This is a genomic window from Mycolicibacterium sp. XJ662, assembly GCF_053484035.1.
This window is the reverse complement of sequence record NZ_JBEFTL010000003.1, coordinates 123,026-146,033: the sequence shown is the minus strand read 5'-3', so window position 1 is coordinate 146,033 and position 23,008 is coordinate 123,026. Positions and strand designations below refer to the sequence as shown.

The window sequence follows — 23,008 nt, the reverse complement described above, 5'->3', positions numbered from 1 at the left end:
CCCATGTCGATCTTCCTGAACAAGAACTCCAAGGTCATCGTCCAGGGCATCACCGGCGGCGAAGGCACCAAGCACACCGCGCTGATGCTCAAGGCCGGTACCCAGATCGTCGGCGGCGTGAACGCGCGCAAGGCCGGAACCGAAGTGGCCCATAAGGATAAAGACGGCAAAGACATCAAGTTGCCGGTGTTCGGCACCGTCGCCGAAGCGATGAAGGAGACCGGCGCGGACGTGTCGGTGGTGTTCGTGCCGCCGAAGTTCGCCAAGGACGCGATCATCGAGGCCATCGACGCCCAGATCCCGCTGTTGGTGGTCATCACCGAGGGAATTCCGGTGCAGGACACCGCATACGCGTGGGCCTACAACGTGGAGAAGGGGCAGAAAACCCGCATCATCGGGCCCAACTGCCCGGGCATCATCACGCCCGGCGAAGCACTGGCCGGCATCACCCCCGCCAACATCACCGGGCCGGGTCCGGTTGGCCTGGTGTCGAAATCGGGCACGCTGACCTACCAGATGATGTTCGAGCTGCGCGACTTCGGCTTCTCCACCGCGATCGGCATCGGCGGCGACCCGGTCATCGGCACCACCCACATCGACGCCATCGAGGCGTTCGAGAAGGATCCCGACACCAAGGTGATCGTGATGATCGGCGAGATCGGCGGCGACGCCGAGGAGCGCGCGGCCGAGTACATCAAGGACAACGTGTCCAAGCCGGTCGTCGGCTACGTCGCGGGCTTCACCGCCCCGGAGGGCAAGACCATGGGCCACGCCGGCGCCATCGTGTCCGGTTCGTCGGGCACCGCGGCCGCCAAGCAAGAGGCGCTGGAAGCCGCCGGCGTGAAGGTCGGCAAGACCCCGTCGGCGACGGCACAGCTGGCCCGGGAGATCCTGCAGAGCCTGTGACTCTAGGGCGCAAGCTCCACCTAGGGCTGGCGCGTGCCCACCTATGGCGCGAGCGTGCGTGTCTGAGGGCGACACACCGTGTCAAATGCCGATTTCACGCACGCTCGCTACTGCGGGCGCCTGCAGTCGACGCCGGGTGCCACTACGGGTTGGCGTACTGTAAGCGAGTTGAATAGCTTGTCAAACTAGCTCGCTGGCGTGGTGAGCGTGCGCAAACTCCGCTGAACGCAGGGCGTGTCGCCCTCAGACACGCACGCTCGCGGCAAAGCGGCAAGGGGAAGAAAGGTCAGCCCATGACGGTCGATCCGCGGACTCCGGTGCTGGTCGGCGTCGGCCAGTTCACCGAACGCATCGACGACCCCGACTACCGGGGGATGTCGGCGGTCGACCTTGCCGCGGAGGCGGTCCGTGCGGCGCTGGCCGACACCGGCATCGACCCGGTGGTGGCCGCCGAGGCGATCGAGACGGTGTACGGGCTGCGGCAATTCGAGATCTCCGGTCCGATGCCCGCCACGCTGGGCAAGTCGAACAACTATCCGCGCTCGGTGATGAACCGGGTCGGCGGCAACCCGGCGCGCGTCGTACTGGAACCCGTCGGTGGCCAGGGCCCGCAGAAGCTCGTCACCGAAGCCGGCAACGCGATCGCGACCGGCGCCATGGACGTCGCGATGATCATCGGATCGGAGGCGGGGTCGACGGCGCGGTTTTGGCGACATGCCGCCGAACAGGGACGAGACAAGCCCGACTTCACCGAACACGTCGACGGCCAGTTGGAGGATCGCGGCCACCAGATCCACAAGTACTTCACCGAGTACACCGCCAAGCACGGGTTGACCGGCGCGGCGGTGCAGTACGGGCTGCTGGACAACGCCCGTCGCGGCCGGCTCGGGCTGGGCGTTGACGAGTACCGGCGGCAGATGGCCGAGTTGTTCGCGCCGCTGTCGAAAGTGGCGGCGAAGAACCCGTTCTCGTCATCGCCCGTCGAGCGTTCGGTCGAGGAAATCGTCACGGTCACCGACGACAACCGGATGATCTGCGACCCTTATCCCCGGCTGCTGGTGGCGCGAGACCAGGTCAACCAGGGCGCCGCCGCCATCATGATGTCGGTGGCCGCCGCGCGCCGCCTCGGCGTTCCGGAGACGAAATGGGTGTATCTGCACGGTCATTCGGACCTCACCGAGCAGGCGCTGCTGGACCGTGTCGACCTCGGCGCCAGCCCTGCGGCAGTGCACGCCGCGCGGGAAGCGCTGCGGGTGGCAGACATCGGCGTCGAGGACGTCGCCACCTTCGACCTGTACAGCTGCTTTCCGTTCCCCGTCTTCGTCGTCTGCGAAGCGCTGGGCATCGACGGCGCCGACCCGCGCGGCCTGACGGTGACCGGCGGCCTGCCCTATTTCGGTGGGCCGGGCAACAGCTACTCGCTGCACGCCATCGCCGAGACCGTGACTCAGTTACGCGACAAGCCAGGGCACTTCGGCTTCGTCGGCGCCAACGGCGGCACGATGAGCAAGTACTCGGTCGGGATCTACTCCACCCGACCAGCCGAATGGCGGGCCGACCGCAGCGAGCAACTCAACCGGCAGGTCGAGGCGTTGCCGAAGGTCCCCGTCACCGAGCAGCCCGCAGGCGCAGGCCGCATCGAGACGTACTCCGTGCGCTATGACTGGCCCACCACGACGGGGATCATCATCGGGCGCCTCGACGCCGACAACTCGCGCTTCATGGCCACCACCGAGGATCCCGACCTGGTGGCGCTGATGTGCGACGGCGATCCGCTCGGCGCGGCGATCAGCGTGCAGCCGACCGAGCACGGCAACCGGGCGACGCTGAGGTAGCCGGCGGTGAAACGGGTGGCGCTCGCCGGGGTGCTGCTGCTCGCTTTGTCGACCGGATGCGGCTCAGGCGCCGAACGCGACACGGTCGTCGTGTTCGCCGCCGCTTCGCTGCAAGCCCCGTTCACCGAACTCGGCGCACAGTTTGAAACGGCCAATCCCGGTGCAGCGGTGGAGTACTCGTTTGCCGGGTCGTCGGATCTGGCGACACAGTTGAGGCAGGGCGCGCGCGCCGACGTGTTCGCATCGGCGGACGCCACGAACATGGACAAGGTCGCCGAGGCCGGCCTGCTGGCCGGCGAGCCGGTGAACTTCGCGTCGAACACGCTGACCATCGCCGTCGCGCCGGGCAACCCGAAAGGCATCGCGTCGCTGCGCGACCTGACCCGCCCGGACACCACCGTCGTCGTCTGCGCACCTCAGGTGCCCTGCGGCGCAGCCACCCAGCGCGTCGAACGGGCCGCAGGCGTCGAATTGGAACCGGTCAGCGAGGAGTCGTCGGTCACCGACGTCCTCAACAAAGTGAGCAGCGGGCAGGCCGACGCGGGGCCCGTCTACGTCAGCGATGTGATCGGCGCGGCAGATGCGGTCACCGCCGTGGCGTTCCCCGCGTCGCGCGACGTCGTCAACACTTATCCGATCGCCACGCTCGCTCGATCCGAAAATCCCGAGCTGGCAACGAAATTCGTCGATTTCGTCACCGGTGAGGCGGGTAGGCAGGTGCTGGACGCCGCCGGGTTCGGCACACCCTGATCACTTCAGGTCGGCCAGCTTGCCCGCCAGTCGCTCGACGTAGGCGGCGACGTCGTCGGCGGACTTGTCCGGCAGGCCGAACAGCACCTCGGTGACCCCCAGCTCGGCCCAACGCGCCAACTTGTCCGGATCCGGTTTGAAGTCCAGCGCCACGATCTGCGGGGCACCCTGTCGGCCGCCGTCGGCCCAGATGTCCTGCAGCTGCTTCACCGGCGCGTCGATGTCGAAGTCACGCGGCGTGGTGATCCAGCCGTCGGCGGAGCGGGTGATCCACTTGAAGTTCTTCTCCGTGCCGGCCGCCCCGACGAGCACCGGGATGTGCGACTGCACCGGCTTCGGCCACGCCCAGCTCGGCCCGAAGTTGACGAACTCGCCCTCGTAGGACGCCTCCTCCTCGGTCCACAGCGCCCGCATCGCCTCCAGGTACTCGCGCAGCATCGTGCGGCGGCGGCCGGGCGGCACGTTGTGATCGGCCAGCTCGTCGGTGTTCCAGCCGAAGCCGACCCCGAGGCTGACCCGGCCGCCGGAGAGGTGATCGAGCGACGCGATCGTTTTGGCCAGCGAGATCGGGTCGTGCTCGACGGGCAGCGCGACCGCCGTCGACAACCGCACCCGCGTCGTCACCGCGCACGCTGTGGCCAGGCTCACCCACGGATCCAACGTGCGCATGTAGCGGTCGTCGGGCAGCGTCTCGTCGCCGGTCGTCGGATGGGCGGCCTGCCGTTTGATCGGGATATGGGTGTGTTCGGGCACGTAGAAGGTGGTGAACCCGTGGTCGTCGGCGAGCTTGGCCGCCGCTGCCGGGGTGATCCCGCGGTCGCTGGTGAAAAGTACGAGCCCGAAATTCATGGCTGAATTAGAACGTGTTCTAGTCGCAAGGGCAACACCCGGGGTCGTTCGACGGTTTGTGCATGAATCCGTGCGGCCTATCGCAAACACGGTGCGGTCGGGCGCCCCGGCGGCTTTTTGCACGTCCACACCGAAATCGAGTACGTCGATGCGTTGCTGTCGCCCCGACGCGCGAAATCCAAGATTCCGAAGAGAATTCGACCGGACAACCCGTGCCACGTCGATTCGACTCAGGTGCGCTAGCGTGGACTTCAAGCCCGACAGCACAGGAGAGGTCATGACCTACCCGCCCGGTCCGTCCGGTAGTCCCGGATACCCGCCCGCACACCAGCCGACCACCCAGTTCTCCGCGCCGACACAGCAGTTCGGCAAGCCGAGTGAACCCGCTTCCTCGACATCGGACGGGGCCAGCAGGCTGCCCGTCTATCTGACCGCCGCCGTGGCCGCGCTCGGCCTTGCGGTGTATCTGGCGAGCTTCGGCCCGCTCTTCACCATCGCCGCGTCCGACTTCCCGGGGCTGGTCGACGTCAGCGGTGGCTCGTTCGGGCTGGTGCTGGCTGTGGCGGCGGCGGTGTTGGCCGGGCTGCTCGCCGGTGTCGGCCTGCTGCCCAAGCAGACGGTCGCGACATCGCTGGTGACGGTGCTGTCGGTGCTCGCGTTGCTGCTCGTCATCGCCGAAGTCATCAACAAACCCAGCGTCGCCGCCATCGACTGGGGGCTGTACCTGGTCATCGCGTTCACGGTGCTGCAGGCGATCGTCGCGGTGGCGGTGCTGCTGTTCGAGACCGGCATTGTCAGCGCGCCCGTCCCGCGCCCGAAGTACGACCAGAGCTACGGGCAGTACGGCGGTCCCTACTACGGCCAGCAGTACGGCGGCCCGCAGCAGCAGCACCAACGTCCGGGCTATCCCACGCCGTACGGCGGATATCCCAGCGGTCCGTCGACCGGCGGCTTCGCCAGCCCCCAGCCCGGCACCCAGCCCGGCACACAACCCGGCGGCCAGCACGGCTCCCAGCAGGGCTCCCAGCATGGTTCGCAGCCGAGTTCACAGCCCGGCGGCCAAAGCGGGCCGCCCACCCCGCCGACCGGCTTCCCGACGTACGGTCAGCCACCGACGAACTCCGACCAGACGACACAGGCTTCGACGCAGCCGTCGTCCTCCTCGCAGTCGGGGCCGCCGCCGTCGTAGTCTGAGCCGCGCGTGCGTCAACTTCGCGCACGCGTGAGCGGGTGCGAGGAGCGGCCAACCAGTGGACAACCGACCGGTCGGCGCGCGCCAGGCGCGTGAGCTGCTTCGGGTCGCGTTCGGGCCGTCGATCGTCGCGCTCGTCATCATCGCCGCGGTGGTGTTGATCCAGCTGGTGATCGCGAACAGCGAGATGACCGGCGCGTTCGGCGCGATCGCCAGCATGTGGCTGGGCGTGCACCTGGTGCCGGTGTCCATCGGCGGCGCCGAACTCGGCGTGATGCCGCTGCTGCCGGTGCTGGCGATGGCGTGGGGAACGGCCCGTACGACGGCCGCCGCCACCTCACCGCAGAGTTCGTGGTTCGTGACCCGGTGGGTGGTGGGGTCCGCGTTGGGCGGACCGCTGCTGGTCGCGGCGATCTCGCTGGCCATCATCCATGACGCCGCCTCGGTGCTCACCGACCTGCAGACCCCCAACGCCCTGCGCGCGTTCGGCAGCGTGCTGGCGGTGCACGCGATCGGCGCGGCCGTGGGTGTCGGGTCCCGGCTGGGGCGACGGCTGTTGAGCGCGTCGCCGCTGCCTGCGTGGCTGCCCGACGCGGTCCGTGCCGCCAGCGCCGGCGTACTCGCCCTGATCGGGTTGTCCGGCGTCGTTGCGGCCGGGTCGCTGATCGTGCACTGGTCGACGATGCACGACCTGTTCGGGATCACCGATTCGGTGTTCGGGCAGCTCAGCCTCACCGCGCTGTCGATCCTGTACATCCCGAACGTGCTCGTGGGCACGGCCGCGGTCGCCGTCGGCTCCAGCGCCCACATCGGACTGGCCACGTTCAGCTCGTTCACCGTGTTCGGCGGCGACATCCCCGCGCTGCCGGTGCTGGCCGCCGTTCCGAACCCGCCGCTGGGCCCGGTGTGGGTGGCGTTGCTGATCGTGGCGGCGGTCTCCGGGGTGGCCATCGGGCAGCAGTGTGCGCGACGACCGCTGCCGTTGGTGCCCGCGCTGCTCAAGCTGGTCATCGCCGCGGCGCTCGCGGCGGTGATGATGGCGCTGCTCGGCCACGCCGGCGGCGGTCGGCTCGGCAACTTCGGCGACGTCGGCGTCGACCAGACCACGTTCGGGCCGGCGGTGTTCCTGTGGTTCGCGGGCATCGGCGGGCTGACGGTGGCGATGTCCGGCGGCATCGCCCGTCGGCCCCGGCCGCCCGAACCCGAGCCGGAACCCGAGCCCGAACCCGAGCCGGAACCCGAGCCCGAGCCGCCGGCCGGCGTCGACGACGAACCGACGCCTGAAGACGCGCCCGTCGTCGACGACGACGCACCGGCCGAACCGCGCGGTGAGGTGCCGTCCGCTGCGGTAGCGCCGCACGAGGACCCCGAGGAACACTTCGTCGTCGACGACGACGTTTCGCCCGATACCACCGCAGACCGGCCCCGCAACGGTGACCATTAGGCTCGCAGGCGTGCAGGAACCGCTTCGTGTGCCGCCCAGCGCACCGGCGCGGGTGGTGGTGCTGGCGTCGGGCACGGGGTCGCTGCTGGCCTCCCTGCTCGCGGCCGCGGTCGGCGACTATCCGGCCCGGGTGGTCGCGGTCGGCGCAGACCGCGAATGCACCGCGCTGCAGATCGCCGCGTCGTCGTCGGTGCCGACCTTCACTGTCGCGCTTCGCGATCACGCCGACCGCGCAGCCTGGGACGCCGCGCTCACCAAAGCCACCGCCGCATACGAGCCCGACCTCGTTGTGTCGGCCGGGTTCATGAAAATCCTTGGCCCCCAATTTCTTTCTAGCTTCCCCGGCAGGGTGCTCAACACCCACCCGGCGCTGCTGCCCGCCTTTCCCGGCGCGCACGCGGTGCACGATGCGCTCGCCTACGGGGTCAAAATCACCGGCTGCACCGTGCATCTGGTCGACGCGGGCACCGACACCGGGCCGGTGCTGGCGCAGGAGGCGGTCCGGATTTTCGACGACGACGACGAGGCCACCCTGCACGAGCGCATCAAGGTCGTGGAGCGACGACTGCTCGTGGAAGTTCTGGACGCGTTCGCAACCCGCGGCGTGACCTGGATCGGACGAAAGGCGACCCTGGGATGAGCGATAAACGGCCGATTCGGCGCGCGTTGGTCAGCGTGTACGACAAGACCGGCCTGGCCGAACTGGCCCGCGGGCTACACGACGCGGGGGTCGCCATCGTCTCGACCGGATCGACCGCCAAAACCATTGCCGACGCCGGTGTTCCGGTGACGCCGGTGGAGGAGGTGACTGGCTTTCCCGAGGTGCTCGACGGCCGGGTCAAGACCCTGCATCCGCATGTGCACGCCGGACTGCTGGCCGATCAGCGCAAGCCCGAACATGTTTCGGCGCTGGCTGAACTCGGTGTTGCCGCATTCGAACTCGTCGTGGTGAACCTGTATCCGTTCAGCGAGACCGTTGCCTCCGGCGCGGGTATCGACGAGTGTGTCGAACAGATCGACATCGGCGGACCCTCCATGGTCCGCGCCGCCGCCAAGAACCATCCCAGCGTCGCCGTCGTCGTCGACCCGCTGGGCTACGACGGGGTGCTCGCCGCGGTGCGCGCAGGCGGATTCACCCTCGAGGAACGAAAGAAGCTGGCGGCGCTGGCATTTCGGCACACCGCAGAGTACGACGTCGCGGTGGCGTCGTGGATGGGTGCGGTGCTGGCGCCCGAGGGCGGGTCGGCGCACGCGGCGCTGCCGCAGTGGCTGGGCGCGACGTGGCGGCGTGAGGCCGTTCTGCGCTACGGGGAGAACCCGCACCAGCAGGCCGCGCTGTACCGCGACGACGCGGGGTGGCCCGGGCTGGCGCAGGCCGAACAGCTGCACGGCAAGGAGATGTCCTACAACAACTACACCGACGCCGACGCGGCCTGGCGCGCGGCGTTCGACCACGACGAGATATGCGTCGCGATCATCAAGCACGCCAACCCGTGTGGCATCGCGGTCTCGTCGGTCTCGGTGGCCGACGCGCACCGCAAGGCTCATGAATGCGATCCGCTGTCGGCGTTCGGCGGTGTGATCGCCGCCAACACCACCGTCAGCGTCGAGATGGCCGAAACCGTCGCCGACATCTTCACCGAGGTGATCATCGCGCCCGCCTACGAACCGGGCGCGGTGGAAGTGCTCACCCGCAAGAAGAACATCCGGGTGCTGGTGGCGGCCGAACCGCAACCGGGCGGTGCGGAGTTCCGACAGGTCAGCGGAGGCCTGCTGGTGCAGCAGCGCGACGCGTTCACCGCGCCCGGCGACGACCCCGTCAACTGGAAACTCGCGACCGGCTCACCCGCGGACCCCGCGACGCTGGCCGATCTGAAGTTCGCCTGGCGGGCGTGCCGGGCGGTGAAGTCCAACGCGATCGTCGTGGCCGCCGACGGCGCCACCGTCGGGGTGGGCATGGGCCAGGTCAACCGGGTCGACGCCGCGCGACTGGCGGTGCAGCGCGCAGGCGAGCGGGTGCGCGGCGCGGTCGCGGCCTCCGATGCGTTCTTCCCGTTCCCCGACGGGCTCGAGACGCTCATCGAAGGCGGGGTGAAGGCCGTCGTGCACCCTGGCGGATCGGTGCGCGACGAGCAGGTCACCGAGGCCGCCGCCAAGGCAGGCATCACGCTCTACCTCACCGGCGCCCGGCATTTCGCGCACTGACATTTCCATCCGCTTCATCCGCGCCGAACGTGGGTTACCCGCACGCCGTCGGCACCCGAACCGTGGCATAACCCCACACTCGACCGTCGGCGCGCGGAGTTGCGTAACTTGGAGGAGTGACTCAACCACGTGATCTGCCCCGCACCGTCGGCGAGCTGAAGGCCTCCGGCCACCGCGAGCGGGGCGTGAAACAGGAAATCCGGGACAACCTGCTGGCCGCCCTGGGCGAGGGCCGCGACCCGTGGCCGGGCATCCTCGGTTTCGAGGACACTGTGATCCCGCAGCTGGAGCGGGCCCTGATCGCCGGTCACGACGTCGTGTTGCTCGGTGAACGCGGCCAGGGTAAGACGCGGCTATTGCGCGCGCTGATCGGTCTGCTCGACGAGTGGACGCCGATCATCGACGGCTCCGAACTCGGTGAGCACCCGTACAGCCCGATCACCCCCGAATCGATCCGGCGCACCGCCGACTCGGGCGACGACCTGCCGATCGTGTGGCGGCACCGCAGCGAGCGCTACACCGAGAAGCTGGCCACCCCCGACACCAGCGTCGCAGACCTGGTCGGCGACATCGACCCGATCAAGGTGGCCGAAGGCCGCAGCCTCGGCGATCCCGAGACCATCGCCTACGGGCTGATCCCGCGCGCCCACCGCGGCATCGTCGCCATCAACGAACTGCCCGACCTCGCCGAGCGCATCCAGGTCGCGATGCTCAACGTGATGGAAGAGCGCGACATCCAGGTGCGCGGATACACGCTGCGGCTACCGCTCGACGTGCTCGTGGTGGCCAGCGCCAACCCCGAGGACTACACCAACCGGGGCCGCATCATCACCCCGCTGAAGGACCGGTTCGGCGCCGAGATCCGCACCCACTACCCGCTGGAACTCGACGCCGAGGTCGGCGTCATCAAACAGGAGGCGCAGCTTTCCGCCGAGGTGCCCGAGTACCTGCTCGCGGTGCTCGCCCGGTTCGCCCGCTACCTGCGGGAGTCGCGGTCGATCGATCAGCGGTCGGGGGTTTCGGCGCGGTTCGCGATCGCGGCCGCCGAAACCGTCGCCGCCGCCGCGCGGCACCGCTCGGCCGTGCTCGGCGAACAGGATCCGGTGGCGCGCGTCGTCGACCTGGGCACCGTGACCGACGTACTGCGCGGCAAGCTCGAGTTCGAGACCGGTGAAGAGGGCCGCGAGCAGGCGGTGCTCGAGCACCTGCTGCGCCGCGCCACCGCCGACACCGCGCAGCGACTGCTGGGCGGCATCGACGTCGGTCCGCTGGTGGTGGCCATCGAGAACGGTTCGGCGGTCACCACGGGTGAACGGGTGTCGGCGCGCGAGGTGCTGGCGGCCGTACCCGAAGTGCCGGCGATCGCCGAGGTCCAGAAGCGGCTCGAGGCCACGACCGACGGGCAACGCGCCGCCGCGGTCGAGTTGGCGCTGGAGGCGCTGTATCTGGCCAAGCGCATCGACAAGGAATCCGGCGAAGGCGAAACTGTTTATGGTTAAACGGACGTCGCGGTACTCGCGGTATACCGGCGGACCCGACCCGCTGGCACCGCCCGTCGACCTGCGCGAGGCGCTCGAACAGATCGGCCAGGACGTCATGGAGGGCAGCTCGCCCCGCCGTGCGCTGTCCGAGATGCTGCGCCGCGGCACCAAGAACATGCGCGGCGCCGACAAGCTCGCCGCCGAGGCCAACCGTCGTCGTCGAGAACTGTTGCAGCGCAACAATCTCGACGGTACCCTGCAGCAGATCAAGAAGCTGCTCGACGACGCGGTGCTGGCCGAGCGCAAGGAGCTGGCCCGCGCGCTCGACGACGACGCGCGCTTTCAGGAGATGCGCATCGAGAACCTGCCGTCGTCGCCGGCCAAGGCCGTCCAGGAACTCGGCGACTACCAGTGGCGCAGCCCGGAGGCACGCGAATCCTACGAGCAGATCAAGGATCTGCTGGGCCGCGAGATGCTCGACCAGCGCTTCGCCGGGATGAAGCAGGCGCTGGAGAACGCGACCGACGAGGACCGCCAACGGGTCAACGAGATGCTCGACGACCTCAACGAGCTGCTCGACAAGCACGCCAAAGGTGAGGACACCGAGCAGGACTTCCAGAACTTCATGGACAAGCACGGCGAGTTCTTTCCCGAGAACCCGCGCAACGTCGAGGAGTTGCTGGACTCGTTGGCCCAGCGGGCGGCCGCCGCGCAGCGGTTCCGCAACAGCCTCTCGGATGAACAGCGTGCGGAGCTGGATGCGTTGGCGCAGCAGGCGTTTGGTTCGCCGTCGCTGATGAACGCCCTCAATCGGCTCGACGGCCACCTGCAGGCCGCGCGGCCGGGGGAGGACTGGACCGGCTCGTCGCAGTTCTCCGGCGACAACCCGCTGGGCATGGGTGAAGGCGCTCAGGCGCTCGGCGACATCGCCGAACTCGAACAGCTCGCCGAGGCGCTGTCGCAGAGCTACGCGGGCGCCACGATGGAAGACGTCGACCTGGACATGCTGGCCCGCCAGCTCGGCGAGGATGCGGCCGTCGACGCGCGCACGCTGGCCGAACTCGAGCGGGCGTTGATGGATCAGGGCTTTCTGGACCGCGGCGCCGACGGGCAGTGGCGGCTGTCGCCCAAGGCCATGCGTCAGCTCGGCCAGACGGCGTTACGTGATGTGGCACAGCAGCTTTCGGGCCGTCACGGTGAACGCGAGACCCGGCGCGCCGGTGCGGCCGGTGAGCTCACCGGAGCGACGCGGCCCTGGTCGTTCGGCGACACCGAGCCGTGGAACGTCACCCGCACCCTCACCAACGCGGTGCTGCGCCAGGCCGGCTCGGGGACTGCGGCGCTGCCGCTGAACATCACCGTCGACGACGTCGAGATCTCCGAGACCGAAACCCGCACGCAGGCCGCCGTCGCGCTGCTGGTGGACACCTCGTTCTCGATGGTGATGGAGAACCGGTGGCTGCCGATGAAACGCACGGCCCTGGCGCTCAGCCATCTGGTCAGCACGCGGTTCCGTTCGGATGCGTTGTCGATCATCGCGTTCGGCCGCTACGCGCGCACCGTGTCCACGGCCGAACTCACCGGCCTTGAGGGCGTCTACGAACAGGGCACCAACTTGCACCACGCGCTGGCCCTGGCGACCCGGCACCTGCGCCGCCATCCCAACGCGCAGCCGGTGGTGCTGGTGGTCACCGACGGTGAGCCGACCGCGCACCTGGAGGACTTCGGCGACGGCGACGGCAGCTCGGTCTTCTTCGACTACCCGCCGCATCCGCGCACCATCGCCCACACCGTCAAGGGCTTCGACGACGTGGCCAGCCTGGGTGCGCAGGTGACGATCTTCCGGCTGGGCACCGACCCCGGCCTGGCCCGCTTCATCGACCAGGTGGCCCGCCGGGTGGAGGGACGCGTGGTGGAGCCGGACCTCGACGGGTTGGGCGCCGCGGTCGTCGGCGACTATCTGCGGTCCCGGCGCCGCCGCTAGCTACCCTGCGCGAGCAGCCGCCCGGCAGAGAAAAGGTCAGGCGGGTTTGCGCTTCTTACGCTTCACGCCGACATTGCCGAACAGCGAGAATCCACGGATGCGCACACACGGCGCGCCGGGGGAGCCCTCGCCGCTGACGGCGTGCTCGAAGCGGCCCATCACCCCCACACCGCGCAGATCGACGTTGACCTCGGGCGGCACCAGAATGGTCTGCCCGCCGAAGACCGAGTAGGAGTGGATCTCCACCTCCGGTGAGGTGAAGTCGGCGTAGCGCAGATCCACCATGCCGCCGCCGAAGAGCGCGACCGTCGTCAACCGCTCGGGAACGTTCCACCGGCCGCGGCGTTCGAAGCCGCTCATGATCGCCAGCAGCATCGTCGAAGGGGCAGGCCGGCACGGGCCGCCGGTGCGGCCGCGGCTGAACGCCCCCGGCAGATCGGCCGACAGCCGGTCGAGTTCGTCGTACGTCTGCGCCGCGTATGCCTTGGCCAGCCGATCTTCGTATTCGCTCAGCTGCAGCCGCCCGTGCGCGGCGGCGTCCGTCAGCAACTGTGCTACCTGAATCCGATCGGTGTCAGCAGCACGCATGGAACCGTTCCGCGACGCTGGGGTACTCATCGAATACGAGCCTACGACGAACGCTGGCACATGCAAGGTACTTGTCCAAACTGTGCCCTCACCGCCATTGGCGAAGCATGTAGATAGTCAAACTTTATGCCTTCTGGGTCAGGTATTCAGCGAAGCCGACGGTGCCCACCGGGTTGTCCGGCATGAGGTTGGCGCCTGTGCGGACAGCGGCGGCGATGCGGCCCGGCGCCGGCAGCGCCACCGCTTTGCGACGGCTGCCGCGCGCTGCGAGGTACATCCACCCCAACTCTGCGTGGGTGTGCACGGTGGGGCCGCCGATGTCGGGGGCCCGGCCGGCCGGCTCGGCGTCGACCAACTCGACGAGGCGCGCGGCGACGTCGTGGGTGTCGATCGGCTGAAACCGCACCCCGCGCAGCGCGCACAGCACGGGGGAGAACCGCTGGATCGCGAAGGTGGTGCGGATGAGGTCGTGAAACTGGGTGGCGCGCAGCACGGTGTGGCCGACGCCCGACGTCTCCAGAACGTGTTCGACGCGCAGTTTGGTCCGGTAGTAGGGCAGCGGGATGCGGTCGATGCCCACGATCGACACGTGCACGATGTGTGCGACCCCTGCGCGGCGGGCCGCCGCCACCAGGTTTTCCGTCGAGGTGACGTCCTTGCCGCCGGTGGGTTGGGTCGCGCAGTTGACCACCACGTCGATCCCGTCCAGCGCCGCGTCCAGGCCCGTGCCGCTGTGCAGGTCGCCCTTGGCCCAGTGCACCCCGGTGTAGCCGACCCGGTTCTTGCGGCTGAGCGCTCTCACCTGGTGCCCGGCGTCGACGGCTTCGGGGACCACACAGTGCCCCAGCGTGCCGGTGGCTCCGGTGACGAGAACGCTGTGCGCCATCAGCTCACCCAGCGGGGTGGCCGCTTCTGCAGGAACGCCATCATGCCTTCGCGGGCCTCCTCGGAGACGAACAGCTCGGCGGATTGTTTGGTCAGCTCGTCGGCGTGGCGGTCGAACCCATCCAGTATGCGCGCCGTCGTCAAGGCCTTGGAGGCCGCAAGCCCCTGCGGTGACCCCTTACCGATGGCGGCGGCCAGCTCGGCCACGGTGGCGTCGACGTCGTCGGCGGCGACGGTGACCAGCCCGATCTCCGCGGCCTGGCGGGCGCCGAACTTCTCCCCGGTCAAAAAGTAACGGCCGGCGGAGCGGGCGGTCATCTTGGGCAACAGGGTCAGCGAGACGATCGACGGGGCGACGCCGATGCGCGCCTCGGTCAGCGCGAACGTGCTCGTCGGTCCGGCCACCGCGATATCGCAGGCGCCGACCAGACCGAGCCCACCCGCGCGGACGTGCCCGTCGACCGCCGCGATGACGGGCATCGGCAACTCGAGGATGCGGCGCAGCAGCCGGGTCGCCTCACGCGCGCGGTCGACGGCGACATCGCTGGGGTCACGGCCCGCCGCCTCCGCTAAATCGGCTCCCGCACAAAAGGTTCCGCCGGTATGGCCGAGTACGACGACCCGTGCCGCGGGTTCGGCGACGGCGTCGGTCAGGCCCCGGTGCAGTTGGTCCACCAGCTCGGTGGACAGCGCGTTGCGGTTCGCCGGGGAGTCCAGCGTGAGGCGGGCGACCGGACCGTCGACGCGGTAGCGGACCAGGGTGCTCATCAGTACGACCTCGGCAGTCCCAGCGAGGTCTGCGCCACGAAGTTGAGCACCATCTCCCGGCTAACCGGGGCGATGCGCGCCAGCTTCGACGCGGTCACCGCCGCGGCGATGCCGTACTCCTTGGTCAACCCGTTGCCGCCCAACGATTGGACGGCCTGGTCGACCGCGCGCACCGACGCCTCACCCGCGGCGTACTTGGCCATGTTCGCGGCTTCGGCGGCGCCGGCGTCATCGCCGCCGTCGTACAGTGCGGCGGCCTTCTGCATCATCAGCTTGGCCAGCTCAATCTCGATATGGTTCTGCGCCAACGGATGTGACAAACCCTGGTGCGCGCCGATCGGCGTCTTCCACACCTGGCGGGTCTTAACGTAGTCGACGGCCTTGCTGATCGCGAAGCGGCCCATGCCGACCGCGCTGGCCGCGCCCATGATCCGCTCCGGGTTCAGCCCCGCGAACAGCTGCGCGATCGCGGCGTCCTCGGACCCCACCAGCGCGTCCGAAGGCAGCCGCACGTCGTCGAGGAACACCTGGAACTGACTCTCGGGGCTGATCAGCTCCATCTCGATCTTGGTCCAGCTCAACCCTTTCGCATCGGTGGGCACGATGAACAACGCCGGCCGCAGGTTCCCGGTTTTGGCCTCTTCCGTGCGGCCCACGACCAGCACGGCCTGCGCCTGGTCGATGCCGGAGATGAACACCTTCTGCCCGGACAGGATCCAGTCGGAGCCGTCGCGGCGGGCCGTGGTGGTGATGCGGTGGCTGTTGGACCCGGCGTCGGGTTCGGTGATCGCGAAGGCCATCGTGATCGAGCCGTCCGCCAGGCCGGTCAGCCACCGCTTCTTCTGGTCGTCGGTGCCGAACTTCGAGATGATCGTGCCGTTGATCGCCGGCGACACCACCATCATCAGCAGCGCCGAACCGGCGGCGGCCATCTCCTCCATCACCAGCGACAGCTCGTACATGCCGGCGCCGCCGCCACCGTACTCCTCGGGCAGGTTCACCCCGAGGAAACCGAGTTTGCCTGCCTCCTGCCATAATTCGGTGGTGTGCTCGCCGGCGCGGGCCTTCTCCAGGTAATAGTACTGGCCGTAGTTGGCCGCCATCGCGGCGACGGCCTGGCGTAGCGCCTGCTGCTCCTCGGTCTCGACGAAGCCACTCATCAGGAATCTCCTTCTTCGGTGTCCACCCGGGCAAGCACGGTGCCGACGTCGACCTGCTGGCCGGGTTCGACGTTGAGTTCGGCGAGCACCCCGTCGGCGGGCGCGGTCACGGTGTGCTCCATCTTCATCGCCTCCAGCCACACCAGCGGCTGCCCCGAGCTGACCCGGTCGCCGACCGCTGCGCCGATGCGCAGTACCGAACCCGGCATGGGGGCCAGCAGCGAACCGTGCGCGACGGCGGCGTCCGGATCCGGGAAGCGTGACAGCGCAACCAGTTGCGCCGGCCCCAGAGGTGAGTCGACGAACACGTCATCGCGGTAGCGCGCGACGTCGAACGGGCGGTCCACCCCGTCCACCCGCAGCACGACACGTTGCGGTGTGCTCGACACCAGCGTCACCCCGGCCACGTCGGGCACCTCCACCCCGGCGCGGGTGAACCGGTACCGCACCTCGTGTTCACCGCCGGCGACATCGCCGTAGCGTTTGGTCTGGAACCCCGAAGCCAAGTTGCGCCATCCGCTGGGTACGGCGGCGAACACCGGTGCGTCAGCGCGGTTCTGCGCGGCGTCGGCGAACGCGGCAGCGACAGCGCTCAACGTGACGACCCGGTCGTCGCTCAGCGGCGCCGCCAACGTGGCCAGGCCGTGCGTCTCGAAGAACGCGGTGTCGGTGGCGCCGTCGAGGAACGCTGGATGCCGCAACACGTTGACCAGCAGGTCGCGGTTGGTGCGCACGCCGTGGATGCGGGCGCGCGCCAACGCGTCGGCGAGCGCACCGGCAGCCCGGTTACGGGTCGGGGCGTAGGAGATCACCTTGGCCAGCATCGGGTCGTAGTAGATGGAAACCGTTGAGCCGTCGACGATGCCCGAGTCCACGCGGACGTCTCCGCTCACATCGAAGCGGTGCAGCGTGCCGGCCTGCGGCTGCCAACCCTTGGCCGGGTCCTCGGCGTAGAGGCGGGCCTCGATCGAGTGTCCGCGCGACGGCGGCGGCTCGGGGTCGAGGTGGCCACCGTCGGCGATCTGCAGTTGCAGCTCGACGAGATCCAGTCCCGTGGTGAGTTCGGTGACCGGATGTTCGACCTGCAGCCGGGTGTTCATTTCGAGGAAGAAGAACTCTCCTGACCCGTCGGCCATGAACTCGACGGTGCCCGCACCGGTGTAGTCGATGGCCCGTGCCGCCAGCCGCGCGGCCTCGAAGATCTTGGCGCGCATCCCGGGTATGCGCTCGACGAGCGGCGACGGCGCCTCCTCGACGATCTTCTGGTGCCTGCGCTGGATCGAGCATTCGCGTTCGCCGACGGCCCACTCGGTGCCGTGGCCGTCGGCGAGCACCTGCACCTCGACGTGATGACCGGTGGCCAGGTAGCGCTCGCAGAACACCGTCGGATCACCGAAGGCCGACTGCGCTTCTCGGCGCGCGGCCTCGACCTGGTCGGGCAGCTCGGCGAGGTCGCGGACCACCCGCATACCCCGGCCGCCGCCGCCCGCCGACGCCTTGATCAGCACCGGCAGCTCATCGGCCGTGACGGTCTCGGGGTCGAGTTCGGCCAGCACCGGCACGCCGGCGGCGGCCATCAACTTCTTCGCCTCGATCTTGGAGCCCATGGCGGCCACCGCCGCGACCGGCGGGCCGATCCACGTCAACCCCGCGTCCTGCACCGCTGCGGCGAATTCGGCGTTCTCCGAGAGGAATCCGTAGCCGGGATGGATGGCGTCGGCATCCGCGGCCCGGGCGGCCGCGATCAACTGGGCGGCATCGAGGTATCCGCGGGTGCCCTCGAGGCGGACCCGGGCGTCGGCCTCGGCCACATGCGGTGACCCGGCGTCGGGGTCGGTGTAGACGGCTACGGTGCCGATGCCCAGGCGCCGGCAGGTGGCGAACACCCGGCGGGCGATCTCGCCTCGGTTGGCGACCAGTACGCGGGTGATCATCGCGCTCACATCCGGAAGACGCCGAAGTTCGACGTCCCCTTGATCGGGCCATTGGCGATGGCGGACAGACACATTCCCAACACGGTGCGGGTGTCGCGCGGGTCGATCACCCCGTCGTCATAGAGGCGTCCGCTCAAAAACATCGGCAGCGATTCGGCCTCGATCTGGGCTTCGACCGCGGCGCGCAGGGCTGCGTCGGCGTCCTCGTCGAATGCCTGGCCGCGGGCTTTGGCGGCGGCGCGGCTGACGATGGAAAGCACGCCAGCCAGCTGCGTGCCGCCCATCACCGCGGATTTCGCGCTGGGCCAGGCGAACAGGAAGCGCGGGTCGTAGGCGCGGCCGCACATGCCGTAGTGGCCCGCGCCGTAGGAGGCGCCGATCAGCAGGGAGATGTGCGGGACGGTCGAGTTCGAGACGGCGTTGATCATCATCGACCCGTGTTTGATCATCCCGCCTTCTTCGTAGGACTTGCCGACCATGTACCCGGTGGTGTTGTGCAGGAACAACAGTGGGGTGTCGGAGCGGTTGGCCAGCTGGATGAACTGGGTGGCCTTCTGGGACTCCTCGGAGAACAGCACCCCGCGGTGGTTGGCCAGGATGCCGATCGGATATCCGTGTAGCGTCGCCCATCCGGTCACCAGCGACGAGCCGTAGGACGCCTTGAACTCGTCGAAGTCCGAGCCGTCGACGATGCGTGCGATCACCTCGCGCGGGTCGAACGGCACCCGAAGGTCCGAGGGCACGACGCCGACGAGTTCGTCGGCGTCGTAAAGCGGTTCGGTGACCGGTACGGGCGCCGGGCCGTGTTTGCGCCAGTTCAACCGGGCCACGATGCGGCGCCCGATTCGGATCGCGTCCGGTTCGTCGACGGCGAAGTAGTCCGCTAGACCGGATGTGCGGGCGTGCATTTCGGCGCCGCCGAGGGATTCGTCGTCGGATTCCTCGCCGGTGGCCATCTTGACCAGCGGCGGCCCGGCCAGAAACACCTTCGAGCGTTCCTTGATCATCACCACGTGGTCGGACATCCCGGGTATGTAGGCGCCGCCCGCGGTGGAGTTGCCGAACACCAGCGCGATCGTCGGGACGCCGGCGGCCGAGAGCCGGGTCAGGTCGCGAAACATCTGCCCGCCCGGGATGAAGATCTCCTTCTGGGTGGGCAGATCGGCGCCGCCGGACTCCACCAGCGAGATGAGCGGCAGCCGGTTCTCCAGGGCAATCTGGTTGGCCCGCAACACTTTCTTCAGCGTCCACGGATTGCTGGTGCCGCCCTTGACCGTCGGGTCGTTGGCCACCAGCATGCACTCGACCCCGCTGACCGCGCCGATCCCGACGACCACGCTGGCGCCGACCGTGAAGTCGCTGCCGTATGCGGCCAGCGGGCTCAGCTCCAGAAACGGTGAATCCGGGTCGACGAGCAACTCGATGCGCTCGCGGGCGGTCATCTTGCCGCGCTGGTGGTGGCGCGCAACGTATTTCTCGCCGCCGCCGGCCAGCGCCTTGGTGTGCTCGGCGTCGAGTTCGGCCAGTTTGTCGGCCATCGCGGCGGCGGCCTCGCGGTAGCCCGCCGCGTTCGTGTCCAGGGTTGACTTCAGCGCCGTCACCGCACGCTCCCAACCGCCGAATGTGAAGATTGGGCGAAAATATCGCCAGTTTTCCGCCAAGGATTCACATCGGATGGCGTTGTTCGGTGGCTCATGACTGATATCCCAACGTCTTGGCCGCCAGCGCGGTGAGGATTTCGGTGGTGCCCCCGCCGATTCCGAGGATGCGCATATCGCGGTACTGGCGTTCGACCTCGGATTCGGCCATATAGCCCATGCCGCCGAACAACTGCACCGCCTGGTTGGCCACCCATTCGCCGGCCTCCACGGCGGTGTTCTTGGCGAAACACACCTCGGCGATCAAATTCGACTCACCTGGGTTCGATGTCGCCGGCTCCGCGGCTCCGGCAAGCTGCCGCTCCACCACGTGATGGGTGTACACCCGCGCCACGTCGATGCGACGCGCCATCTCCGCCAACGTGTTCTGCACCTGCTGGCGAGAGATCAGCGGTCTGCCGAACGTCTCGCGGTCGCGGCACCACTGCACGGTCAGGTCGAGGCAGCGTTGCGCGCTGGCGTAGGCCTGCGCGGCCAGCCCGACCCGTTCGGCGACGAACGCCCCGGCGATCTGCAGAAAGCCGGAGTTCTCGGCGCCGACGAGGTTCGCCGCGGGCACCCGCACATCGGTGTAGGACAACTCGGCGGTGTCCGAGGACCGCCAGCCCATCTTGTCGAGTTTGCGGGTGACTTGCAGACCAGGCGAGCAGCCCGGTCCGTCTTTATCCACGACGATCAGCGAAATACCCGCCGCACCAGGCCCGCCCGTGCGTACCGCGGTGACGACGTAGTCTGCCCGCACGCCCGAGGTGATGTAGGTCTTGGCGCCGTTGACGATGTAGTCGTCGCCGTCTTTCTCGGCGCGCGTGGTCAGATGCCCGACGTCGGAGCCGCCGCCGGGTTCGGTGATCGCGAGGCTACCGATCAGCTCGCCGGCAAGGGTGGGCCGCACGTAGGTGTCGATCAACCGCTGATCGTCGGAGGCGATCATGTGCGGTACCGAGATTCCGCAGGTGAACAGCGACGCGAACACCCCGCCGGGACAACCCGCCTGGTGCATCTCCTCGCAGATGATCACCGCGTCCGCACCGTCACCGCCGCCCCCGCCGACGGCCTCGGGAAACCCTGCGCCGAGCAGCCCGGCCTCACCGGCTGCGCGGTGCAGGTCCCGGGGCAGCTCCCCGCCGCGCTCCCACTCGTCGACATGCGGCAGGATCTCGCGTTCGGCGAACGCGCGCACCGACTTTCGCAGAGCTTCGCGTTCGGGGGTGTGCCAGATGCTCACGCCAACAGCTCCTCGGGTATGTCGACACTGCGGCTGCGCAGCCATTCCCCGAGGCCTTTGGCCTGCGGGTCGAAGCGCGCCTGATAAGCCACGCCCTCGCCGAGGATGTCGTCGATGACGAAGTTGACTGCGCGCAGATTGGGCAGCACATGCCTGGTGACGGGCAATTCGGCGGTCTCCGGAAGCAATTCGCGCAGTTTGTCCACGGTCAGGGTGTGCACCAGCCAACGCCACTGCGGGTCGGTCCGCACCCACACGCCCACGTTGGCGCTGCCGCCCTTGTCGCCGCTGCGAGCCCCGGCGATCGTGCCGAGCGGCACCCGCCGGGTCTTCCCGGAAGCCAGCGGCTCGGGCAGGGCCGGCGGCGCGACGGGCGTCAACTCCGCAACCTCGGTGGCCGGCGCGATGTCGACACGGGTGCGGTCGGCGTGCACGGCCACGTGCGGCACCTCGTCGGCCGGGACGTACGCCGGCCGAAACACCCCGTAGACCTGACCGTCGCCCGGCGGGCTGGTGGCGTGAAAGCCCGGATAGCTGGACAACGCGAGTTCGACTGCGGCCGAGGAGAACTTGCGTCCGACGTTGGCGGGATCCGGATCGCGCACCACGCACCGCAGCAGTGCGCTGGCGGTCTCCTCGGTGTCGGCGTCCGCACGGTCGGTGCGCGCCAGGGTCCACTGCATCTGCGCGGGTTTGACCGAGATGCTGCTCTCCAGCTGCCTGCGCACCAGCTCGGCCTTGGCCTCGATGTCCAGCCCGGTCAGCACCAACGTCATCTCGTTGCGGAACCCGCCGATGCTGTTGAGCGACACCTTCAGCGTCGGCGGCGGCGGCTCACCACGGACCCCGCTGATGCGCACCCGGTCGGGGCCCTCGGTGGACAGCTCGACGGTGTCGACCCGAAGCGTGGCATCCGGGTTGGCGTAGCGCGCGCCGGAGATCTCGTAGAGGAACTGTGCGGCGACGGTGTCGACGGTGACCGCGCCGCCGGTGCCCGGGTGTTTGGTGATGACCGACGACCCGTCGGGGTCGATCTCGGCGAGCGGAAACCCCGGGTGCATTAAAGCCGTGGGATCGGGAAACTCGCGAGCGAAGAACGCGTAGTTGCCGCCGGTGGCCTGCGCGCCGCACTCGATCACATGGCCGGCCGCGATCGCACCGGCGAGCCGGTCGTAGTCGGTGCGCTTCCACCCGTGATGCGCGGCGGCGGGCCCGACGATCACGGACGCGTCGGTCACCCGGCCGGTGACGACGACGTCGGCGCCGGCGTTCAAGCACTCGACGATGCCCCACGCTCCGAGGTAGGCGTTGGCGGCCAGCGCCGAGCCTGTGTCTGATGTCGCCGCCGACGCGGCTCCGAAGCCGAGTTCGTCGGCCCGTGCCAGCAGGTCGTCGCCCTCCACGTGGGCGACGTTCACCGTAAACCCCAGCCTTTCGGCGAGCCCGCGCACCGCGTCGGCCAGGCCCGCGGGGTTGAGCCCGCCCGCGTTGGCGACGATGCGCACGCCCCGGTCCAGCGCCAGGCCCAGACAGTCTTCGAGTTGCTTGAGAAACGTCTTGGCATAGCCGCGATCGGGCGTCTTGGCACGGTCGCGGGCGAGAATCAACATGGTCAGCTCGGCCAGGTAGTCGCCGGTGAGGTAGTCCAGATCGCCGCCGGTGAGCATCTCGCGCATGGCCGAGAGCCGATCGCCGTAGAACCCGGAGCAGTTGCCGATACGGACCGGACCAGTCACCAGGCCTCCCATCGCGTAACCGGCGTGCCAACCAACCGGTAGGTTAGCGAGTACCAGCGCCGACGCGTCAAGGTCCCGCAATTTTGGAGGCTACGCAGCACGGGGGCTATCCTGAAGGGCGATTGTCGACGCGGGACCTTTCCTGCGACGCAACTTGGAACTTCCGGCCCGGCCGGTGACCCCCTCACGAGGAGACTTCGATCATGGCTGTGCCCAAGCGCAGAGTGTCGCGCGCAAACACCCGTAGCCGCCGCTCGCAGTGGAAGGCCAAGCGCCCCGAACTGGTCAGCGTCACGGTCTCGGGCCGCGAGCACAAGGTGCCCCGCCGGCTGCTCAAGGCCGCTCGGCTCGGATTGATCGACCTCGACCGCAGGTAGTTGTTCCGGCGCGCCTCTCAGGTCACTCTCA

General features: G+C 68.9%; 19 protein-coding genes. 10 read left to right on the top strand and 9 right to left on the bottom strand.

The genetic code is table 11. The annotated features are described in order from the left end of the window. Positions 1 to 3 precede the first annotated feature (3 nt). The 3 genes from sucD (at position 4) to modA (ending at position 3,491) form a co-directional block, all read left to right on the top strand. Entirely contained in the window at positions 4 to 906 is a 903-nt protein-coding gene (gene sucD / locus ABQE93_RS11555; RefSeq protein WP_448407833.1) for a succinate--CoA ligase subunit alpha, read from the top strand. Positions 907 to 1,199: 293 nt separating this feature from the next. Further along, entirely contained in the window at positions 1,200 to 2,741 is a 1,542-nt protein-coding gene (locus ABQE93_RS11550) for an acetyl-CoA acetyltransferase (RefSeq protein ID WP_448407835.1), read from the top strand. A gap of 6 nt (positions 2,742 to 2,747) precedes the next feature. Next, positions 2,748 to 3,491 (top strand): molybdate ABC transporter substrate-binding protein, encoded by a 744-nt coding sequence (gene modA, locus ABQE93_RS11545; protein ID WP_448407837.1) that lies wholly within the window; start codon positions 2,748 to 2,750, stop codon positions 3,489 to 3,491. On the opposite strand, the gene ABQE93_RS11540 is transcribed toward modA, so the two are convergent. After that, positions 3,492 to 4,340 carry an LLM class F420-dependent oxidoreductase gene (locus tag ABQE93_RS11540; protein ID WP_448407839.1) on the bottom strand — a complete coding sequence of 283 codons (849 nt, stop codon included), beginning with the start codon at positions 4,338 to 4,340 and terminating at the stop codon, positions 3,492 to 3,494. 277 nt (positions 4,341 to 4,617) lie between these two features. On the opposite strand from ABQE93_RS11540, the gene ABQE93_RS11535 reads away from it, so the two are divergent. The 6 genes from ABQE93_RS11535 (at position 4,618) to ABQE93_RS11510 (ending at position 12,646) form a co-directional block, all read left to right on the top strand. Continuing rightward, complete coding sequence (locus ABQE93_RS11535; protein WP_448407841.1) at positions 4,618 to 5,529, top strand: DUF5336 domain-containing protein; 912 nt, start codon at positions 4,618 to 4,620, stop codon at positions 5,527 to 5,529. Between the two features lie 61 nt (positions 5,530 to 5,590). Next, positions 5,591 to 6,976, top strand: coding sequence for a cell division protein PerM (locus ABQE93_RS11530; RefSeq protein ID WP_448407843.1), 1,386 nt, complete (start codon positions 5,591 to 5,593; stop codon positions 6,974 to 6,976). A 10-nt stretch (positions 6,977 to 6,986) separates the two neighbouring features. Continuing rightward, complete coding sequence (gene purN / locus ABQE93_RS11525) at positions 6,987 to 7,616, top strand: phosphoribosylglycinamide formyltransferase (protein ID WP_448407845.1); 630 nt, start codon at positions 6,987 to 6,989, stop codon at positions 7,614 to 7,616. After that, on the top strand, positions 7,613 to 9,181 hold the full coding sequence (gene purH / locus ABQE93_RS11520; protein ID WP_448407847.1) for a bifunctional phosphoribosylaminoimidazolecarboxamide formyltransferase/IMP cyclohydrolase: 1,569 nt from the start codon (positions 7,613 to 7,615) through the stop codon (positions 9,179 to 9,181). The genes purN and purH overlap by 4 nt, the downstream gene beginning before the upstream one ends. Before the next feature lie 116 nt (positions 9,182 to 9,297). Further along, positions 9,298 to 10,680 carry a sigma 54-interacting transcriptional regulator gene (locus ABQE93_RS11515; RefSeq protein ID WP_448407849.1) on the top strand — a complete coding sequence of 461 codons (1,383 nt, stop codon included), beginning with the start codon at positions 9,298 to 9,300 and terminating at the stop codon, positions 10,678 to 10,680. Continuing rightward, positions 10,673 to 12,646 carry a vWA domain-containing protein gene (locus tag ABQE93_RS11510; RefSeq protein ID WP_448407850.1) on the top strand — a complete coding sequence of 658 codons (1,974 nt, stop codon included), beginning with the start codon at positions 10,673 to 10,675 and terminating at the stop codon, positions 12,644 to 12,646. The genes ABQE93_RS11515 and ABQE93_RS11510 overlap by 8 nt, the downstream gene beginning before the upstream one ends. A gap of 36 nt (positions 12,647 to 12,682) precedes the next feature. Here ABQE93_RS11510 and ABQE93_RS11505 read toward each other — a convergent pair whose 3' ends face one another. The 8 genes from ABQE93_RS11505 to ABQE93_RS11470 form a co-directional block, all read right to left on the bottom strand. Next, positions 12,683 to 13,264, bottom strand: coding sequence for a DUF1707 SHOCT-like domain-containing protein (locus ABQE93_RS11505; RefSeq protein ID WP_448407852.1), 582 nt, complete (start codon positions 13,262 to 13,264; stop codon positions 12,683 to 12,685). 94 nt (positions 13,265 to 13,358) lie between these two features. Next, positions 13,359 to 14,120 (bottom strand): SDR family oxidoreductase, encoded by a 762-nt coding sequence (locus tag ABQE93_RS11500; RefSeq protein ID WP_448407854.1) that lies wholly within the window; start codon positions 14,118 to 14,120, stop codon positions 13,359 to 13,361. Beyond that, positions 14,120 to 14,887 (bottom strand): enoyl-CoA hydratase family protein, encoded by a 768-nt coding sequence (locus ABQE93_RS11495; RefSeq protein WP_448407855.1) that lies wholly within the window; start codon positions 14,885 to 14,887, stop codon positions 14,120 to 14,122. The genes ABQE93_RS11500 and ABQE93_RS11495 overlap by 1 nt, the downstream gene beginning before the upstream one ends. Further along, positions 14,887 to 16,047, bottom strand: coding sequence for an acyl-CoA dehydrogenase family protein (locus ABQE93_RS11490; protein WP_448407857.1), 1,161 nt, complete (start codon positions 16,045 to 16,047; stop codon positions 14,887 to 14,889). Before ABQE93_RS11490 ends, ABQE93_RS11495 begins: the two co-directional genes overlap by 1 nt. Continuing rightward, on the bottom strand, positions 16,047 to 17,981 hold the full coding sequence (locus tag ABQE93_RS11485) for an acetyl/propionyl/methylcrotonyl-CoA carboxylase subunit alpha (RefSeq protein ID WP_448407858.1): 1,935 nt from the start codon (positions 17,979 to 17,981) through the stop codon (positions 16,047 to 16,049). Before ABQE93_RS11485 ends, ABQE93_RS11490 begins: the two co-directional genes overlap by 1 nt. Positions 17,982 to 17,986: 5 nt before the next feature. Beyond that, complete coding sequence (locus ABQE93_RS11480; RefSeq protein WP_448407860.1) at positions 17,987 to 19,582, bottom strand: acyl-CoA carboxylase subunit beta; 1,596 nt, start codon at positions 19,580 to 19,582, stop codon at positions 17,987 to 17,989. 91 nt (positions 19,583 to 19,673) lie between these two features. Beyond that, a complete protein-coding gene (locus ABQE93_RS11475; protein ID WP_448407862.1) occupies positions 19,674 to 20,864 on the bottom strand; it encodes an acyl-CoA dehydrogenase family protein in 1,191 nt (396 codons plus the stop codon). After that, positions 20,861 to 22,612 carry an acyclic terpene utilization AtuA family protein gene (locus tag ABQE93_RS11470; protein ID WP_448438065.1) on the bottom strand — a complete coding sequence of 584 codons (1,752 nt, stop codon included), beginning with the start codon at positions 22,610 to 22,612 and terminating at the stop codon, positions 20,861 to 20,863. Before ABQE93_RS11470 ends, ABQE93_RS11475 begins: the two co-directional genes overlap by 4 nt. Before the next feature lie 191 nt (positions 22,613 to 22,803). On the opposite strand from ABQE93_RS11470, the gene rpmF reads away from it, so the two are divergent. Next, positions 22,804 to 22,977: a 50S ribosomal protein L32 gene (rpmF, locus tag ABQE93_RS11465; RefSeq protein WP_448393823.1), complete on the top strand. Its 174-nt coding sequence runs from the start codon at positions 22,804 to 22,806 to the stop codon at positions 22,975 to 22,977. The last annotated feature ends 31 nt before the right edge of the window (positions 22,978 to 23,008 follow it).

Excerpts from the sequence above, each read along its gene's own strand:
- sucD (WP_448407833.1), top strand. The coding sequence starts at position 4 with ATGTCGATCTTCCTGAACAAGAACTCCAAGGTCATCGTCCAGGGCATC.
- ABQE93_RS11550 (WP_448407835.1), top strand. The coding sequence starts at position 1,200 with ATGACGGTCGATCCGCGGACTCCGGTGCTGGTCGGCGTCGGCCAGTTC.
- ABQE93_RS11540 (WP_448407839.1), bottom strand. The coding sequence starts at position 4,340 with ATGAATTTCGGGCTCGTACTTTTCACCAGCGACCGCGGGATCACCCCG.
- ABQE93_RS11535 (WP_448407841.1), top strand. The coding sequence starts at position 4,618 with ATGACCTACCCGCCCGGTCCGTCCGGTAGTCCCGGATACCCGCCCGCA.
- purH (WP_448407847.1), top strand. The coding sequence starts at position 7,613 with ATGAGCGATAAACGGCCGATTCGGCGCGCGTTGGTCAGCGTGTACGAC.
- ABQE93_RS11510 (WP_448407850.1), top strand. The coding sequence starts at position 10,673 with ATGGTTAAACGGACGTCGCGGTACTCGCGGTATACCGGCGGACCCGAC.
- ABQE93_RS11505 (WP_448407852.1), bottom strand. The coding sequence starts at position 13,264 with ATGAGTACCCCAGCGTCGCGGAACGGTTCCATGCGTGCTGCTGACACC.
- ABQE93_RS11500 (WP_448407854.1), bottom strand. The coding sequence starts at position 14,120 with ATGGCGCACAGCGTTCTCGTCACCGGAGCCACCGGCACGCTGGGGCAC.
- ABQE93_RS11495 (WP_448407855.1), bottom strand. The coding sequence starts at position 14,887 with ATGAGCACCCTGGTCCGCTACCGCGTCGACGGTCCGGTCGCCCGCCTC.
- ABQE93_RS11490 (WP_448407857.1), bottom strand. The coding sequence starts at position 16,047 with ATGAGTGGCTTCGTCGAGACCGAGGAGCAGCAGGCGCTACGCCAGGCC.
- ABQE93_RS11485 (WP_448407858.1), bottom strand. The coding sequence starts at position 17,981 with ATGATCACCCGCGTACTGGTCGCCAACCGAGGCGAGATCGCCCGCCGG.
- ABQE93_RS11470 (WP_448438065.1), bottom strand. The coding sequence starts at position 22,612 with ATGGGAGGCCTGGTGACTGGTCCGGTCCGTATCGGCAACTGCTCCGGG.
- rpmF (WP_448393823.1), top strand. The coding sequence starts at position 22,804 with ATGGCTGTGCCCAAGCGCAGAGTGTCGCGCGCAAACACCCGTAGCCGC.